This is a genomic window from Streptomyces sp. NPDC056486, assembly GCF_042795295.1.
Lineage (GTDB): Bacteria > Actinomycetota > Actinomycetes > Streptomycetales > Streptomycetaceae > Streptomyces.
Map to the genome: position 1 here is coordinate 39,209 of NZ_JBHTSF010000028.1, position 16,799 is coordinate 56,007.

Annotated in this window: 11 protein-coding genes; 4 read left to right on the forward strand and 7 right to left on the reverse strand. The window is 65.5% G+C overall.

Annotated elements, in window-relative coordinates; all coding sequences use genetic code 11:
• Positions 1–111 precede the first annotated feature (111 nt).
• From ACFQ7F_RS14420 to ACFQ7F_RS14430, 3 genes are read left to right on the forward strand one after another with little or no spacing between them, the layout of a single operon-like run.
• Positions 112–3,756: a sigma-70 family RNA polymerase sigma factor gene (locus ACFQ7F_RS14420; RefSeq protein WP_383270258.1), complete on the forward strand. Its 3,645-nt coding sequence runs from the start codon at positions 112–114 to the stop codon at positions 3,754–3,756.
• Positions 3,753–4,745, forward strand: a complete 993-nt coding sequence (locus ACFQ7F_RS14425) for a hypothetical protein (RefSeq protein WP_383270259.1) — start codon at positions 3,753–3,755, stop codon at positions 4,743–4,745. The genes ACFQ7F_RS14420 and ACFQ7F_RS14425 overlap by 4 nt, the downstream gene beginning before the upstream one ends.
• On the forward strand, positions 4,742–5,629 hold the full coding sequence (locus ACFQ7F_RS14430; protein WP_383270261.1) for a DUF6339 family protein: 888 nt from the start codon (positions 4,742–4,744) through the stop codon (positions 5,627–5,629). The genes ACFQ7F_RS14425 and ACFQ7F_RS14430 overlap by 4 nt, the downstream gene beginning before the upstream one ends.
• On the opposite strand, the gene ACFQ7F_RS14435 is transcribed toward ACFQ7F_RS14430, so the two are convergent.
• The 6 genes from ACFQ7F_RS14435 to ACFQ7F_RS14460 all read right to left on the reverse strand — a co-directional run bounded on the left by ACFQ7F_RS14435 (position 5,598) and on the right by ACFQ7F_RS14460 (position 14,149).
• Positions 5,598–6,917 (reverse strand): DNA cytosine methyltransferase, encoded by a 1,320-nt coding sequence (locus ACFQ7F_RS14435; RefSeq protein ID WP_383270263.1) that lies wholly within the window; start codon positions 6,915–6,917, stop codon positions 5,598–5,600. The genes ACFQ7F_RS14430 and ACFQ7F_RS14435 overlap by 32 nt on opposite strands.
• Positions 6,914–7,921 carry a DNA cytosine methyltransferase gene (locus ACFQ7F_RS14440; protein ID WP_383270264.1) on the reverse strand — a complete coding sequence of 336 codons (1,008 nt, stop codon included), beginning with the start codon at positions 7,919–7,921 and terminating at the stop codon, positions 6,914–6,916. The genes ACFQ7F_RS14435 and ACFQ7F_RS14440 overlap by 4 nt, the downstream gene beginning before the upstream one ends.
• Positions 7,918–8,373 (reverse strand): very short patch repair endonuclease, encoded by a 456-nt coding sequence (locus ACFQ7F_RS14445; protein ID WP_383270265.1) that lies wholly within the window; start codon positions 8,371–8,373, stop codon positions 7,918–7,920. The genes ACFQ7F_RS14440 and ACFQ7F_RS14445 overlap by 4 nt, the downstream gene beginning before the upstream one ends.
• Positions 8,374–8,385: 12 nt before the next feature.
• On the reverse strand, positions 8,386–11,382 hold the full coding sequence (locus ACFQ7F_RS14450) for a Z1 domain-containing protein (protein ID WP_383270267.1): 2,997 nt from the start codon (positions 11,380–11,382) through the stop codon (positions 8,386–8,388).
• Positions 11,382–12,932 (reverse strand): ATP-binding protein, encoded by a 1,551-nt coding sequence (locus ACFQ7F_RS14455; RefSeq protein WP_383270268.1) that lies wholly within the window; start codon positions 12,930–12,932, stop codon positions 11,382–11,384. Before ACFQ7F_RS14455 ends, ACFQ7F_RS14450 begins: the two co-directional genes overlap by 1 nt.
• 194 nt (positions 12,933–13,126) lie before the next feature.
• Positions 13,127–14,149: an SEC-C metal-binding domain-containing protein gene (locus tag ACFQ7F_RS14460; RefSeq protein WP_383270269.1), complete on the reverse strand. Its 1,023-nt coding sequence runs from the start codon at positions 14,147–14,149 to the stop codon at positions 13,127–13,129.
• 197 nt (positions 14,150–14,346) lie between these two features.
• Between ACFQ7F_RS14460 and ACFQ7F_RS14465 the strand changes: the two genes are divergently transcribed.
• On the forward strand, positions 14,347–15,162 hold the full coding sequence (locus tag ACFQ7F_RS14465; RefSeq protein WP_383270270.1) for a class E sortase: 816 nt from the start codon (positions 14,347–14,349) through the stop codon (positions 15,160–15,162).
• 36 nt (positions 15,163–15,198) lie between these two features.
• Here ACFQ7F_RS14465 and ACFQ7F_RS14470 read toward each other — a convergent pair whose 3' ends face one another.
• Entirely contained in the window at positions 15,199–16,680 is a 1,482-nt protein-coding gene (locus tag ACFQ7F_RS14470; RefSeq protein WP_383270271.1) for an MFS transporter, read from the reverse strand.
• Between the last annotated feature and the right edge of the window lie 119 nt (positions 16,681–16,799).

Sequence of the window (16,799 nt, forward strand, 5' to 3'; positions counted from 1 at the left end):
TCGAGTGCAGATGCCGCAGGTCGTCGTTCTTTGCAACGAACCGCTGGCAGTGGTGGTGCGACTGGTGATGGACTGAGAGGGAACAGCGATGGAGCGGGGGCACGGGGCGGGATGGCTACGGAGCGGCGCGGCGCGGCGTCCAATCATGCTGTGGGTGACGGTGGTTGGTATGTACTCCTTGGTCTCATACGGCGATTTCTGGCTGAGGGGGTCGAATTTCAGACAGCTCTGGACCAGATCGTGTTGGCGGCACGACTTGATCTGGAGCAAAAGCGGTCGCTGTGTGCCGCCCTCGTAGCGGATGAGTTGGAAGGTGGCGTAGGCGAAGTCGCGCGCGAATCGGCCGAGCCCGAACCTGTAGTTGCTCTCGGCGATCAACGCGCAGAGAACGTCGAGGCTGACGATGATCTCGACTCAGCCGTCGGAGACGCCGAGACCGACGATGCCCTCGACCCAGCTATGGGAGAGGAGGAAGAGGCTCCGAATCTCGAGTCACGGCGTGGCGAGGTTCGTATCGACAATCAGCAGGCTGCCCGCCGGGCTGCTCTGCGGCTGCTCGACACCGATCGTAGGAGAGTCCACCCTCACCGGCATCTCCTGAGCGCTGAGGAGGAAGTCGGACTCTGCCTCTTGTTCCGTGAGGGAAAAACGGCCTCGGAGACGTTGCCCGACAGATACGCCGCGCACCTACCGAGAGACAGTGAGGCTTATCGGGCCTTCACCGCGATGGTGGTTCACAATCAGCGGCTCGTTCACAAGATTCTGCAGAGTTCGGGACATGCGCAGAGCGGCTTGATGTACGAGGATCTCGCACAGCACGGCATGATCGGGCTGATGCGCGCAGTGGAGAAATTCGATGTCTCCATGGGGTACAAATTCTCCACCTACGCTACCTGGTGGATTAGGCAACGCATCAGTCGTGCGATCGGTGACGAAGGTGCGGCTATTCGGCTCCCGATTCACATGTGGACCCACATCGAGAAGGTACGGAAGACCGAACGGAATCTCCTGAACCGAGGCGTCGTGCCCAATATCGACGATCTCGCGCTGGCATGCGGACTCAAGCCGGCGAAGGTGCAGGAGTGTTTGCGGCTCAGTCGTCGGCTCGTTCTCTCGCTGGAGCATCCGGTCAGTGAGAACACGACCCTCGGGGAGCTGGTGGTTGACAGGTTCCACCCGGTGCCGGGGCCGGAGCAGACGCTGTGGGCTCAATTCGAGCGCGAACAGCTCTTCCAGCTCTTTGATGCGTGTGAGTTCACGGAACGCATGCGGAAGGTTCTGTCTCTGCGATTTGGGTTCTTCGATGGTCGATCCTGGACGCTGGATGACATCGGGAAGGATTTCGGTGTCACCCGGGAACGTATCCGGCAGATCGAGAAGCGGGCCATGAAGGAGATGAGAGTCCAGTTAGGACTGGACCCTGATGACCCTGGTGCGCAGGCTAGCAATCGAAAGCTCCCTCGCCCCATCGAAGGGAAGAAATCCGAACGAGCGCCCCAAGTTCGTGCGGCGTCGGCAGATCAGGGGGAGGCGCATGTCGACGAATCGACCTCGGACTTCAGGATGGGGATTCCGGGTGGGGTGAATGGTTCCGATGAGAGAGGGGAAGCAGTGGCCTCGAAAGAGACGGAGTTTGGTCGTTGGTTGGCCGACCGAATGCACGACATCGGGATCGATGAAGGCCAACTTGCTGCCCGGTTGGGAGCGACGCGTGCGGTCGTCGAAGCCTGGCTCGGTAGCCGTTCCGTGCCTCGCCCGGAGCTCCTGGCCAGAGTGCGGGAGGCCCTGGGGCCTGAGGAGGAAACCTCGCTTGATCCTGGTGTTTCGCCAGGGGGACAGGACCATGAAGTGAAGACACCAGCCGTCTGGTACCACCGTCCTGGGCACGACGACGGCGGGCGGGAGTTCGGCAATGCGGCGGCGTTCGCGTTCGAGGCGGATCTGGAGATCCTGGCCCGTGAGGCAACCCAGAACAGCCTTGACGAGCGCGACAAGAGGAACGACCGCCCGGTCAGAGTCTGTTACACCCTGCACGAACTGACCGGTGACATTCTGGCCCGGTTTCGCACTGCGATCCGCTGGCATGACCTCCATCCCCACTATGAGGCGGCCGCCGCACAGGACCAGAAGGTGGGACGCGTCATCAGTGCCGGTCTTCGGGAGATGCTCGCGCGAGATCGGCTGGTTCTTCTTCGTGTGGACGACTACAACGCCAACGGGCTTACCGGTGACGACTACGAGGACGGTCGGTTCGCTGCTGTGGTGCGGCGCCAGCTCGAGAGTCGGAAGTCGGATGCGGCGGCCGGTGGTTCATATGGCCTCGGGAAGGCCACGCTCTGGGCGACCAGCCGGCTGGGGCTGGTCCTCATGAACTCCACGCTCTCCGAGCCGCACCAAGGGCACACTCGACGACGGCTGATCGGGCGTCTCGATCTGCCCTGGCGGGAGGTGGACGGTAGGAAATTCGCCGGTCCCGCTTGGCTTGGCCAGCCGGATACCGAAGCGGACAACGGGGAGGTTGTTCGCTCCTGGTGGGCTGATGAGGAGACGGTCGAAAACCTTCATCTCACCCGCGAGGGCGATGATCCGGGCACATCCTTCTTGATTGTCGGAGCACATGATGTGGCCAGCCTCGTCGGGGCAGGGCAGGACCAGGGTGCCGATGTCGGCGACGACGAAGACAGCTTGGAGCGCATGCACCAGAGGTTGGTCGCGGCGCTCGGGCGCAACTTCTGGGCCGCGATGACAGCGGGAGCTGACCGCCGGCCACTGCTGGAGGCATCGGTACGGACACTGCGCAATGGTGTGGAATACATCGCGGAGGAGCTGGTCGATCCAGATGTGCATCAACCCGCGCGCTCACGTGCTCTCCGGGCCTTCCTGAGCGGCACCACCGTGGAACGCCTCACCGAGCCGGGCCAAGTGGCTGTCACGTCGGTCCCATTGAAGGTCCCGGAAAGGGATGGCCTTGCTGGTTCTGCGGGTGAGCACCGGGCAGTGCTCCTCGTCACCGACGCAACGGATGCCGACGGCCCGATCAATCGTGTGACGCAGATGCGTGGCAATCGCATGACGGTCAAAACCAGCTGGGTGCCTCGTCTTCCTGTCGGGACCAACCCGTTCCAGGCCGTGTTGCTTGCAGGGCGGGCGGCCGGGGACGACGCCCCGTTCGCGGCCGAGGCCGAGGACTTCCTCCGATTCTCCGAGCCGCCTGAACACAACAAGTGGGCGCAGACGGAGGAGTTGAGGATGCGCTATTCGCCTTCGGCTCATCGGCGCATCCAGGCATTGACTTCGGAGACCAACAGGGCCGTGCACGAACTTGTGGCAATTCCCGTGGAGAAGAAGGCGCGCGGCACGAGCAAGGTCAGTAAGCGGCTCAAGATCTCGGGCAGGGCCACCACCAAGGCCAGAGGGGTGATGACACCTCCGAAACTGAACGATCTGCAGGCTGTGGTCGACTCCTCCGGTGCGTGGCAGGTCACCGCCGAGGTCAAGGTGACGTACGGGGAGGAGCCATGGCGCATGAGTCCTGTGGCGAAGCTGGAGGTTCGTTCCGGCGCTCGTCCAGTGGTGAAGTGGGCAGAGCTGGTGGCTGTCAGTAACTGTGAACTGGACGACGGCGTACTGTATTTCGCTCCGGGAACTCGCCGTGCAGTCTTTCGAGGCGTCACCGACGTGGCCACGCATCCGGTGCGGGCTGCGCTGACAGGCCTTGTTGTCGAGCTCCAGGAGAGCAAGGGGGGCACGGCGTGAGGGCCTTCCCGTACCCCCGACTGACCGGCGCGGTGACAGCGCGGGTCACGGCCGTGCGGCTGCGTGGCCCGGGCGACATCCGTGAGCAGTTGGACACCAGAGCATTCTCGGTTGTCGAGCAGGTCGTGGCACTCGGTAGGGCCGAACGCGACAACTGGCAGACAGCACGGCTCACCTTGAAGGCGACTGTGCCGGCTCGTGAGATCGAGGCGAAAGGCCACTGGTCAGACATCACTGTTGTCGCCGTTCTGACAGAGGGGGCCACCAATCTGCGCACTGTCGCACGGCTGTCACGTCCTGCAGACGGTGGCAGGGAGTGGAGCGGGGAGATCGAGCTCGACCGGGACGATCACCTGGACCGTGTATCCCTCGTTGTGCACGTGGTGGCAACAGTCGGAGGCACACCGGGGAGGATCATCGCCTCCACCGACCAGGAGTGGTTGATCGACGTGACGGCCGACGCCCCGCTCAGAGATCGCGCACTCGAGGTCAGCACGGTCAGCTTCGCCCGCGGTGCGGAGTGGTTGCGGAGCTTCCGGGATGCCCCTTGGATCGTGGACACCTCGGGGCGGATGCCCACCGTTCGCCTGAACTCGGATTTCGAGGGACTCGTGGCCCTCGTAGAAGGCCAGGGCTCGCAGCTGGAGAGCGTGGTGGGCGAGATGCTGCTGGCCCAGATGTGCGCCGATGTATGGACCGCGGTCTTCCACACCGCTATCGGTGACCTGGACATCGAGGACGACGGGACTCCGCTCTTTCCGCCCGACTGGCGAGGTGCAGTGCTCCGCGAAATGCTCCCGGACATCGTGCCCGGGCGGTCGGAGGGGGACGCACTCCGAGAGGTATACATCCGGCGTATGGGTGATGGGAGCTGGTCGGACCTGCAGCCGCGGATCCAGTATGCAGCCAGCCGTCGTGCCGAGGTCCCAAAAGCGTTGACCGCCACTGTCCGCGACGTCGAACGACTGGGCCAGGAGGCCAACTCGTGACTTCCCGCCCCGAGCACCTGCCGGAACGACTTGCTCTGATCTCCGATGTGCAGGCCGCCGAGTACATCTCCACAGGACTGCTCGAGGGACGCGAGGACGTCCCTTCCATCGCGCTGAACAAGGTTGCCGAGGCATTGTCGGGCGACGATGCGCGACTACGACTGCATCGAGTACGGGATCTTATCGATGAAGCGCTGAACAGGTTCCGGGACGAGCGGCCCACGGCAGCGGATGCGTGGCTGGCACCGCGTCTGCACGAAACCCTCCGACTGACCCGTCGGGAAGCGGCTGAGAAGGGGCTCTGGACGTATCTGGCCCTTGGCGTGGCGCCGGACTACGTCGTGTGGCGGCATTTGTCCGAACCGAAGGCTGGTGCTTCGCACGGGAGCGTGTCCCGGGACAAGTTCGTCGGACCGCACTCCAAGCAGACGTTCGCCAGGCTCTGGTGGGCTGCCGAACTCTTCCGCGACGGCTCGGACTACCGTCCCGTCGTGGTGGCTTGCGGCAACCAGGACATGCTCAACTCCGCTCTGCGGCTGGACATAATCGATCATCGCCCTACCGCTCTGGCCCTCGTCAGGCTGATGGAGCGAGGCACTGTGCGCACCGGTCGAGAAGTGAACGCATTGACGCCCGCGATCAACGCTGCTGCGGCGACTCTGATGTACGACGTCATCGCTCCGGACGGGGAGCGGGACGGGGAGTCGTTGCGCGATTGGATTGCGGGTGCCGAATCATCGCTACCTTCACCCAGGAACAACCTGCCCGAAGGACCGGAGGAAGAGCGGGCACCAGAGGATGCGGTTGAGAGACTAGTAGGTCACTTCGAGGAGCTGTTTGCGGACGCGCAGGTCAGGGGGCGGGCTTCCGAGCAGAGCGAGTGACTTTGTGCTCGTCCGGAGGACATCGGCCTTGATCGCCGCACCCGATCACGCGCAATTCGTCCGTGGTGGTCTGGGGCACGCTCGGCCAAGTGGTCGCTGCTTCCAACTCGTCGTCGGAGGGAGCGTCTCCGCGCAGCGCCTTGCTGAGTACGTGCATGCCGAGTCGGGGTGGCACCGCATTGCCCACCTGCTGCGCCCGGTCGTTTCCAGACCAGGGGAAGTTGTGTGGGAAGGTCTGGAGCACCCCGGACTCGGCGATGGTGAAGCGGTCGTACTTCTCAGCTTCGTATTCCGCATTGCTCTTGTAGACCTTGTTCCGAGAGATCTTCCCGGTGACTGTGAATGAGGGCTCGGAGGACAGGCGCCTGCCTCGGTTCTTCGGGTCGCCTCCGGAGCCGTAGTTCGAGACGACGAAGAACTTCATCTTGCCTCCCGTCCGAAGTCGGGATACAGCCATGGGGGAGTCCTTCAGCTTGCTCGCCGCATCGAGTGCCTCCGCCATGGAGATCCAGGGCTGCTTGGTCCTGGGAGTCGCGGATTCGGTCGGGAGCATGTCCGCCTGAGCAGCGTTGCGTTTACCCCGATGCAAGTCGAACGGCAGGTGAGTCGTTTCGAGCGGTTGGATGGCCCCATGGCCCGGGCGCCGAGCGACGAGTACGGCGCGTGTGCGGGTCTGCGGCACTCCGAACTGCTCGGTTTTCAACTCCCAGCACTCAGCTTCGTACTTGACACCTTTTAGCCGTCCTTCGCCGCTACGCAGAAGCTTTGCGTAGACCTCCCAGAGGGGCAGGACCGCGGGTACCTGCTCCAGAACGATCACCTTGTACGGGTCGCGGTCCTCTGTCTCGATCGCCTTGATCAGCCAGCGGAGGGGCTCCAGGACCAAGGCGGTGCGCAGATCCTTGCCGAGAGCGTGCAGATCCTTGTCGATCGCGGCTTCGTCTTCCCCGCCCACGAGACGGTGGATGAACTCTTCCACCGTGTCCAGCGCTTTGCGTCCCGCGCCCTTTCCGGCGACCGAGAAGGACTGACAGGGCGGCCCCCCGGCGAGCACATCGACCGATTTGGGAATCTCGTCGAAGCGGCTCTCGCGCATGACGCTCACATCAGCGTGGATCGTCGGCAGACCTGCCGCGTAGCGTGTCTCGCACGCGTTCCGGTCCAACTCGATCCCGATGCTCTTGAAGCCCAGGAAGTGCGCGGCGACGTCAAGTCCACCAGGACCTGCGAAGAGATCCAAGATGCGGACGTCGTCGAGATGGTGCGCTTGCGTTCCCGGGCTGTTCATGGGGTTGAAGTGTAGCCGGCGACGGGGCCTGCGGGCGCCCCCAGCGCGGCTCGGACCGCCAGCCCGAGTGCCCTGCCCACCGGCGGCGGTGAGGCATGTCCGATCTGGCGATAGCGGGCCGTCTTCTTCCCGGTGAATCTCCAATCGGACGGGAAGCCTTGCAGGATAGCGGCTTGGTCCGTAGTGATCCTGACCATCCCGTGCCGACCTGTCTCTGGGGCCCAAGCGAAGTCCGGACCGGGAACATCGTCGGCCACTGTGCCTCCGTCGACGCCCATCCGGGCCCAGGCTTTCTTTGTTCCTGTCGGTCCGAGATCCGCGCCTCCGCGTCTGTCCGACCCGCCCACCAAGGTGGGAGCCACGCTGAGCGCCTGGGCCGCCCATCGGTCGGCGTCACGCCAACCGCCCATGGCCATCGAGTGGCGCAGGGCCCGGCCTACGGACAGATGCTTGCTCACCGTCGGCTCCGGCGGACGGAACTTGTCGAAGTACTGCTTCTTGAGCGCGACGAGCAGTCCTTGCTTCCGGTCCTGCGGCACCCCGAAGTCGGCTGCGTTCAGGACGAACCACCGGAACCGATAGCCAAGGTGATCGAGCTCCTTGCGGATGAAATCGCGTATCGGCTCAAAATCAGGGGCGCCCACAAGGCCCGGTACGTTCTCGATGATCAGTGTCCGGGGCTGGACGGCATGCGCCAGATAGACGGTCGCTTCCAGCAGGCGCAGCTCGGCCCCGGTATCGGTCCGCGCGACGGTCGCGCTGGACTTCACGCGGGGTAGTCCGGCTGAGAGCAGATCTACGTCGTAGATCTCCTTGTGTCGGGAGGGGGAGAAGTCCAGTAGATCCGACTCCAGAACCTGCCACGTCGGACGGTTCGTGCGCAGCGTGTCGCACGCCACAGGCTTCTTGTCGATGAGCAGTGCGGGTTCGAATCCGGCGTGCTCCAGGCCCAAGGCCAATCCACCCGCCCCTGCGCACACGTCGACGAATCGTAGTTCGCTCATTGGCCCCCGCCTTTTCGCTGTCGTTTCCGTCTGCTTGCATTTTCCCGCTCGACGGCTGCGGCCACCTGGCGCATGACGGCGTCCGGTGATTCGTGTTCCCAGAAGCGCAGAACCGTCCAGCCTTCGGACAACAGCTGTGCGTTCGTCTCCTGATCCCGCTCGATGTTGCGATCGAGCTTCTGCCGCCACCATTCCGCGTTGGCCTTGGGACTGGTGGCGTGCGTCGGGCAGCCGTGCCAGAAGCAGCCGTCGATCAGGATGGCCAACCTTGCGCGCGTGAACGCGATGTCGATCTTGCGCCTGCGCATGCCCGGCACCGGATAGTGGGTCCGATAGCGGTATCCGGACGCATGAAGGAGCTGCCGCACCGCCCGTTCTGCATTCGTGTCCCGGTTGGTCTGCCGGCTCATCCGGGCCGAGACGTCGGGGCTGGAGGGAGGTGCGGCGCGCATGCTTCCAGTGTCCTACTTCCCGACATCCTCTCGGTCCACGATTGCGGAGTCACGCCGAGTGGAGTCCCGGGTACGGAAGCGTGGGTAGGCCTTGGCCTCGCCGCTGGCGAGCGTGGGTGTGACTAGGGCGAACGCCATGACGACTTGCCGGGGGTCGATCGCCCCATCGGCCGGGAGGTGGGACTCGTTCTCGATAACCGGGTAGAGGACGAGAACCCCTCGCCGATCGCTGACCAGGGATTCCACGAGTTGGTTCCCCGATCCCGGATTGCCGGCTACCCGCTTGGCGGCGCTGCGATGCTTCGGCTCGCTGATCGCACCGAAGAAATCGCCGCGGCGTCGGGCACGAAGGGCCACCGACAGCGGACGGGAGTCGAAGACGGTCGCCTCTTTGCGATTCTCGGACGACTGCTGCGGGGCGACGATCAACCAATCGTCGATCGCGGCGGGGGCCTCTTCTGTGCCCAACAGCGCCCTCAGATGGGGGGAGAACTGGTCGGTCTCCAGCCACCGGAGATCGCAGAGGATCCTGAGTAGTTCTTCGTGGGAGAGAGTTCCCAGCAGAGCCGTGTGGCTGTCGCGGCGGCCAGTCTCCTCCAGAGTGCACGTCAGAGTGACCGGATCCCCATCCAGTGCCTTCAAAGCCGGCATCCAGGTCTCGACATTGCAACTGAGGTCGGTCGGATCCTTCGGGTACGCCGTGGGCTCCACCCACATGCCGTGGGATTGCATCTCGTCCAGAACTGCATTGAACATTTTATTGCGGGCGGAGGGCTTGAGCCAGGGTAGGCGTTGCGAAACGAGCGGAGGGATTTGGGCCGGAGTGACCTGAGGACGGCCGTCGATCATGGCTGAGTAGCGGCGGAGCTCCGCGCGGAAATCCTCTTCGTCCTGGCATATGGCCTCGAAGGCTTTGTACAGGTCGACGGTAGTGGCGGGGCGGGTGGCCGTCGCAGGGCGGAGAACCTCCTCACGGCCGATGTATAGGCGTACCAGGTCCCGATAGCCGTCCCGGAACCCGAACCATCGCCCCATCTGCATAAGGGTGTCCGCCTGCAGCGTCTTCCGACGGTAGTACGTGACCGTCAAGCCCTCGACAGTGAAGCCACGGGAGAGCTTCGTACCGCCGACCAGGATCTTCCACACATGGGGGGTTCGGTCGAAGTCCAGGTCGGACTTGGCGTAGTCGCTTTCCTTGTCGCCATTGACAACGATGACAGGGGTGTCGCCCCTGTTAATGAGTTGGCGGGCGCGGGATATATGGCCACGAAGTTCGTCAAAGGAGGCGGGGGTCGGGAGATCGCCTGCTCGAGCTTTGCTCACCGGGGCGTAGTCCGCCTCATACAACCTGCGCAGGCGAGCGAGACCAGTGGAGCTCAGTGGGGCAGAGTTGTGCCACATCGTGCTGATACGCAGGGCCAACTCGGCATGTTCCGCCATACGTACCGACTCATGGACGAGCATCGTGTGGTGACGGAAACGCTTCTCCAGCGCCTCGTCGCGCTCGATTCGATACAGCTTCATGGCGCCGGACAGGAGAAAGGCGTCCAGGGATTCCTGGAGGCGGTCGTCACCTTTGGACTCGTACACACCGCGGATGTGGGCCAACTCCTGGGAGTTGGCGACCGTACGATCCTCATTTGCGACTGGCGAATCCAGGTCGTGGAAGTCCTGAACTCCCATATAGTCGCCAGGGCGACGAAGGGAGATGAGGAAGTCGTTGGGGAATATGTTCTCGCTGTCGCCCGGGTCGACGAAGACGTTCGCGAACGGGGTGGCCGTGTAGCCGATGTACTGGGCACGGGGGAGGAGGCCGAGTAGCTGGGAGATCAAGCCGTTGATCGCGGTGCGCTTAGGGTCGCCGCCTTCCCACCTCTTCGGATCGATGGTGTTGACCGACGCTTGGTCGGACTCGTCATCGATGATCAGGGCGGGGATTTCGGCCAGCAGCCCCTGCGCCTGGATCTGCTTCAGGTTCTTGACGAGCTTGTCGAGGACCGCTTTGTTCTTCTTCACCACCATGATCCGAGCTGCGGTGTGGTGCAGGTTCTCCGGGTGGTGGAGCGGAGCCCGCTTGTTCCGCTTCTCGAACTCCAAGGCGCGAATTCCTTGTTGAAGGCCGACGTAGTCCTTGTCCCGGGTAGTGAGCCGGTCGATGTCGGGGTGGCCCTGCTGCGAAGGTCGGTGGCCAAACGAGACGAAGTCGTCCCATTCGTCGTCGTCGCCGACGTAGTCGATGCCGACGAGTGTGTCGGGGTCGGTGGGGTCGGCGCCGCCGAGGATGTTCTCTTGACCGACAAGTTCCTTGTCGAGACGGCGCTGGGTCTGGGCGCGCAACAGATTGAGGGTGCCACCGAGAACGATGACGAGGCGGTAGCCGGCGTCGATGGCCTTGGCTGCGACGCCGGTGAAGTTGGCGGTTTTCCCGGACTGTACGTAGCCGACGACAAGGCCCTTTGCCTGACGCGCGGTGTCCTGCTCCGGGTCGGCCAGGCGTTCGACGACAGCGTGAGTGGCCTCGTCGAGATGGGCGACGGCCGCAGCAGGGAGGCCCTTTCTCTCCAGTACCTCGCGGTATTTGGGCCAATAGAAGGCGTGGTGTGCAGCCCGCTCAGGCGTGTACCAGGGATTGAACTCACCGGTGATGACCACCGAGCCCGGCTCCTTGTGGACCGGAGCAGCGGAATCAAGCGCCTTTCGCAGGTCGTCTTCGAAGCCGAGGCGGTCGTAGACCAGCTGACGGCGTTCGTCACTACGAGCCGGCGTGTTCTGGCCCCACCGTGGGGCGTCGGCGAAGTCCCACGTCGTGAGTTTTCGAGTCCATAGGTCCACGAGGGCTGTGTCGCCCGAGGTGAGCAGCGCTCGAAATGCCTCGGCGCCTAGATCGGCGCCAGGGTGGTCTTCCTCCGCAATGTCGGCGGCCGCATCGCCGAAGGGCCGTGGGCGGCGCGTCATGCTCTCCAGGGCCTCGGAGTGGATCTCCAGCAATATTGCTGAGGTGGTCACCATCAGGCGGTTTCCTTGCCGTCGAGGAAGCGCTCCCGTTGGCCTAGCACCGCTGTGAGCATGATTGTGTTCCAGTATTCGAGCCGGTCCTGCCGCTTCTTTTCCCAGCGGCCGAGGGCGAAGCAGTCCTCCAAGAGGAGGTAGAGCATCGTCTTGGCGACAGGCGCATCATTGAGCCCCCCGCGGCTACCCGCGTTGAAGGCGTTCCTGTACTGCTTGTTGAGCAGGATGACGTGCTCGTCGCGGTCGATGTCGAAGAAGCGGTCCTCGGCCAATGGCACCCAGCTGAAGGTGATCGGGTTCTCACCTCCACGCTCCGGAAGCTCTTGGCGGATGGCGCGGCGGATCTTCGGGTCGAGTCCTTTGCCCGGGTAGATGACGGGCTTTCGCTCTATCTCGGCGCGTGAATTTCCCAATCGGTAGGCAGCCTGGGCAGCCTCGAGATATGCACGGAAGGTGTGGCCCTGAGCATCCGCCGCTTTCTCAATGCCCCGCACGAAGGCCGGCGTGGCGGTGACGGTCTCCTTTTTCACATCGAGACTGAAGACGTCGTTGTCCGCAGAGGGTAGATCGACAGCGATACGGGCGAGACTCAGATGACCTTCCGCCGTACGGTGACCGTTCCAGCCGCCCGCCTGAACGAGCCGGTCATTGCGGTAGAAGTAGAAGCCCTGACGATCGATGATCGGGCCGATATCGCGATAGCCGGGCAGCTTGGATTTCGCCGGCCAGATGTGGGTGTGCAGGGCGAGGTCACCAACCCCTTCCAGGGGCGCTGTAAGGACGGTTGGAAATCCGGAGCGGCCCGTGATCCGGTAACCGAACGGATCCAGCGGCTCCACACCGATGTGCTCCAGCTCTTCTCCCGGTAGATCCACGTGCTCAACGACGATGTCGATGTTGAAGCCGTCGCTGGCCAGGAACCGGTGCAGGTGCAGCCCCAGGTGGCGCTCCAGGCGGTTGATCGCCTCGGAGAGGAAGCGCTCGGTCTGGCCGGGCGCCATCGTCTCGAAGGCCCGCACCTGGTCCCAGCGGATGATTGTGCCCTGCCACTGGATCACCCCGTCATAGCGGTCGATAAGTCGCTGTGCGTATATGGGGTCCACTGTGTCGCAGCGGAATCCGTCCTCGACGCCCGCAGCGGTCAGCCTGCGACCGGCTGCCCGGCTGCGCCGGGTGCGGCTGATGGCCGTGAGCGAGGCGGCGTTGGAGAGCGAGCCCGCCTTGAGGCCGGTGCCGTAGAGGCCGAGTGCGTGGCCGCCGTAGTCGCGACGCCGGCCGACAGTCATCGCTGCGTTGAGGTCTTCGTCGTCCATGCCGCGGCCATCATCGACAATCAGGAGGCTGCTGACGCGGGTGTCGTCACGCAAAAAGTGCACGACGACGTTACGGGCACCGGCGTCGATGGAGTTGTCGATCAGGTCTGCTACGGCTACTTCGAAGCCGTAGCCCTGATTGGTCAGCGCCTTGCCGTATCCGGCGTCCGGTGGCAGGCGGATGCTGCCTGTGGTGGGAACTTCGTACTGCCAAGCGATGCCGGGCTGATGGGGCATGGGCTTCCTCGCGCACACAGGTCAGAGCCTGCGTGGGGGAGGGTCGGCCTGACAGTTGAACTGAATCAGTGTGACGGTACTGCAAAGGTCGGACATAGGGGGCTCAAGTTCTGAATGTGAAGGGGTGCAGGCCCTTATGTCCGACCGTGTCGCGCTCTTGTGCCGCGGTCCCTCAAGGTCGACCAGTCACAGCTCTAGGGCTGTGAGGTGCCGTGGCACGTCGAGTAAGCCGCCCCCGACCCGCACCAACAAGCCGCCCCCGCCTCCGGTGGCCACCCCACGGCGCGGCCCCGTGCGGCCAGCGTCGTCGCGTACTGCGGTAGTAGGGAGACGTCCGTCGGCTGTGCGCCCTCTGAGGCTGCGAAGGCCTCGTACGACGGGACCGTGCCTGTGACGATGCCCAAGTTGGGGGTGCCCGAGGCTGAGAGTTCGCGCAGGGAGGACTCTATGGTCGACAAGTGCGCCTCGTGGGAGGGGTATTCGGACTCCAGGGCCGGGTACGCCGTCAGGAGTTCTTCCAGTTCCGTTGTCGGCCAGAGCAGGATCGCCACCGGGAACGGGCGGGACAGGGCCTCCCTGTACGAGCCCAACTCCGCCTGGATGCGGGAGATTTCCGCGCGGAGTTCTGCCGGGTTGTCCGAGCCCAGGGACCAGATGCGCTTCGGGTCGTGCAGTTCGTCCAGGGGGACGGGGGACGTCGAGATCTGGTCCGCGAGCGCGTCCCACTCGTCGTGGGTCGCGCCCAGCAAGCGGCGTACCCGGTGGCGGCCGAACAGCAACGGGCGTTGTTCGTAGGACGGGGTGCCGCCGGAGCTGGAAGGAAGGAGGAGTTCCAGCGCCTGCGTGAAAGTTTCCTGCGCTTGCGCCAGCTCGTCGTGCGATTCCAGGGACTCCGCCGCGATCACCCACGGGGCCGGGTCGCGAGGTGCCGACGCCCGTACGCCGTCGATGATCGCCCTTGCCTCCGCCTCGTGGCCGTACTCCCAGAGGTTCGAGGCCTTGAGGGCGCGGATGAGGATCGGGGCCGTTGCCGGGTGGGGGGCGTCCGGGGCCAGTAGACGGTCGTAGAGCGTGGTCGCGCGGTCGCGTTCGCCCGCCAGTTCTAGGTGGGCCGCGGCTTGGAGCAGCAGGTGCTCGGTGTCCTCGGGGTACAAGCCGGCGGTCCGCTCCAGGCGCTCGGCTTCGGCGATGTGGTCGGCAGGCGTGTCGGGGCGCATACGGGACACCGTACTGCCGAGAGGGGGCGTTGCAGCAGGGTTGCCGTGCAGATCAGGGCAGATCAGGACCGCCACACTTTTGTGGATTCGAGGGGCGCTGCCGGGGTGTGGTCGGGATGTGGCCGACATGTGGTCGCCATGGCTAGTTCGCGGGCTTGGGCTTAATCTGCTGCCCTCTTGAGAGGGGAGGTGCCTACGTGCGGGAGCGGGCGGAGCGGGTTCCTGTTGTTGTGCAGGGGCGGGGGAGAGGTACTCGCCTTGTGTGGGGTGGCGCCGAAGTTGCCGTCACCTGCGGGCTCGTGTTGTTGCTGCTCGTCGCCCATCAGCTCTGGTGGACCAACCGGCAGGCCCGCGAAGGCGCCGAGCGCAAGGTCCACGCCCTGGAGCGGGAATGGGCGCAGGGGCAGGAGCAGGGGCAGGAGGAGCAGGAGCGGGGGAGTCGTCTCCAGTCGTCTCCATCTGTCTCGGCCTCCCCTGGCGCCGCCGACGAGCCCGAGTCGCGTGGCTCAGGCGCCGACGCCCCTTCCGGTCAGCAACCCGTCGCCGCCCCCGCGCCCCGCTGGGACCAGGCCTACGCCGTCCTGCGCATTCCGCGCATCGGGATACGGGTGCCCGTCGCCGAGGGGGTCAGCAAGAGCGCCGTACTCAATAAGGGATACGTCGGCCACTACCCGCGTACCGCTCAGCCCGGTCAGGGCGGGAACTTCGCGCTCGCCGGGCATCGCAACACCCACGGCGAGCCCTTCCGCCGCATCAATCGGCTCCGGGGCGGTGACGAGGTCGTCGTCGAGACCCGGAAGGCCGTTTACACGTACGTCGTCGGCAAGACGCTCGCCCAGACCTCCGCCCGTGACAGCGGCGTCATCCGGGCTGTGCCCCGCAGCCTGGTGAAGGCCGGGCACGGGTACAGCTCCCCGGGGTACTACATCACCCTCACCACCTGCACCCCCGAGTACACCTCCAAGTACCGGCTCATCGTGTGGGGGAAGCTGCGGTCCATGCGGCCGAGGTGAGCCGAGGTGAGGGGGCCCCTCGCGCCCTCCCCCGGATCAGCGTCCTCGGCCCCGTAGGGCCAGGACCGACAGCGCCCCCGCCGCCCCGAGCGCCGCCGACACCACCAGCGCCACCTGCGCCCCGTGCGCCAGTGAATCCGTCGACGTCGATACCGCGATCATCAGCGCCACACCCGCCGCCGAGCCGATGTACCGCGCCGTGTTGTTCGCGCCCGAGCCCATCGCCGCGCGGTCGGCCGGTACGGAGGCGACCGCGAGCTGGGGGAGTGCGGCGTTCAGGAGGCCGCTGCCCGCGCCCGAGATCACGAGGCCGGGCAGGAGCAGGGGCCAGGGGCCCGCATCGACCGCGGTCAGCATCGTCAGGACCGCGGCCGCGTGCAGGGCGAAGCCCAGGGCCAGTTGGTGGCGGGGCGAGACCTTGCCCGCGAGGCGGCGCGTCTGCAGGGCCACCGCGAACGACGTACCTGACCAGATCATGAGCAGGACCGCCGTGGCCATCGCCGACATGGGGAGCGTCTGCTGGAGGAACGTCGGGAGGTAGCTGAAGAGGGCGATCACCGCGAAGCCCGTGAAGAAGCCGCCCGCCGACGACGCGAGGAACGGTGCCTGGCGCAGGAGGGCCAGGTCGAGCATGGGGGACGCGGACCGGCGTTCCACCGCCACGAACGCGGCGATCAGGACGGCCGACGCGAGGAGCAGCGCCGCCACCGGCGTACGCAGCCAGCCGTCCCTGCCAAGGGTCAGCGCTGCCACCAGCGCCACAAGGGCGAGGCCCAGTGCGAGTGCCCCCGCCAGGTCCGGGCGGCCGCTGTGCGGGGCGCGGGATTCCGTCAGTGCGCGCGGGGCGAAGGCGGCCACGAGCAGCGCCGCCGCGCCCAGAACCACGTACGACAGACGCCAGTTGGCGAGTGTCGCTATGCCGCCCGCGAGGACAGGGCCCAGCGCGATGCCGCCGCTCACGAACGCTCCCCAGATGCCGGTCGCCCTGATCCGGCCCGGCCCCGCGGGGAACGCGTGCACCAGCAGGCCGAGGCTGGCCGCCAGGATCGCCGCGCTCGCCGCGCCCTGTGCCACGCGGGCGAGCGTGAAGAGCCACGTCGAGCCCGCGAGTGCGCCGAGCGCCGTGGTGATGCCGAGCGCGACCGTCCCGGCGAGGAAGATCCGGCGCCTGCCGTAGTCGTCGGCGAGGCTGCCCGCCACCAGGAGCAGGGCGGCCAGGCCGAGCGGGGTGCCGTTGAGCAGCCAGGCCTGGGCGGAGAGCGGGGTGTGCAGGGACGCGGCGGTGTCGGGGAGCGTGATCATCGGCGCGGTGTACGTCATCAGGGCCACGGCGGTGGCCGCGCTGGTGACGGCGAGTGTGGCGCCGGGGCGCGGGTGGGCGGAGGGTGCCGCAGATGCCGCGGGCGTCCCAGGTGCCGCGGGTGCCGAGGGTGGGGCGGGGACCCCGAGGGCCTCAGTGGCCTCACGGGCCTCAGAGGCCTCAGGGGCTGTGGCGGTGTGGTCCGGCCGTGGGGACATGGCCTGCTCCTTCAGGGGCATCGGCGTCCAAAAGTTCAGGTGCAGAGTTCAGAAGAGTTCAGAGTTCAGAGGTCATAGCTAAGGTTCAGTCATTGAACCTGCTCGACTCGATGACCGTA

Coding starts and splice junctions, on each gene's coding strand:
- ACFQ7F_RS14420 (WP_383270258.1), top strand. CDS start 112: ATGGCTACGGAGCGGCGCGGCGCGGCGTCCAATCATGCTGTGGGTGAC.
- ACFQ7F_RS14435 (WP_383270263.1), bottom strand. CDS start 6,917: ATGAACAGCCCGGGAACGCAAGCGCACCATCTCGACGACGTCCGCATC.
- ACFQ7F_RS14440 (WP_383270264.1), bottom strand. CDS start 7,921: ATGAGCGAACTACGATTCGTCGACGTGTGCGCAGGGGCGGGTGGATTG.
- ACFQ7F_RS14445 (WP_383270265.1), bottom strand. CDS start 8,373: ATGCGCGCCGCACCTCCCTCCAGCCCCGACGTCTCGGCCCGGATGAGC.
- ACFQ7F_RS14450 (WP_383270267.1), bottom strand. CDS start 11,382: ATGGTGACCACCTCAGCAATATTGCTGGAGATCCACTCCGAGGCCCTG.
- ACFQ7F_RS14455 (WP_383270268.1), bottom strand. CDS start 12,932: ATGCCCCATCAGCCCGGCATCGCTTGGCAGTACGAAGTTCCCACCACA.
- ACFQ7F_RS14460 (WP_383270269.1), bottom strand. CDS start 14,149: ATGCGCCCCGACACGCCTGCCGACCACATCGCCGAAGCCGAGCGCCTG.
- ACFQ7F_RS14470 (WP_383270271.1), bottom strand. CDS start 16,680: ATGTCCCCACGGCCGGACCACACCGCCACAGCCCCTGAGGCCTCTGAG.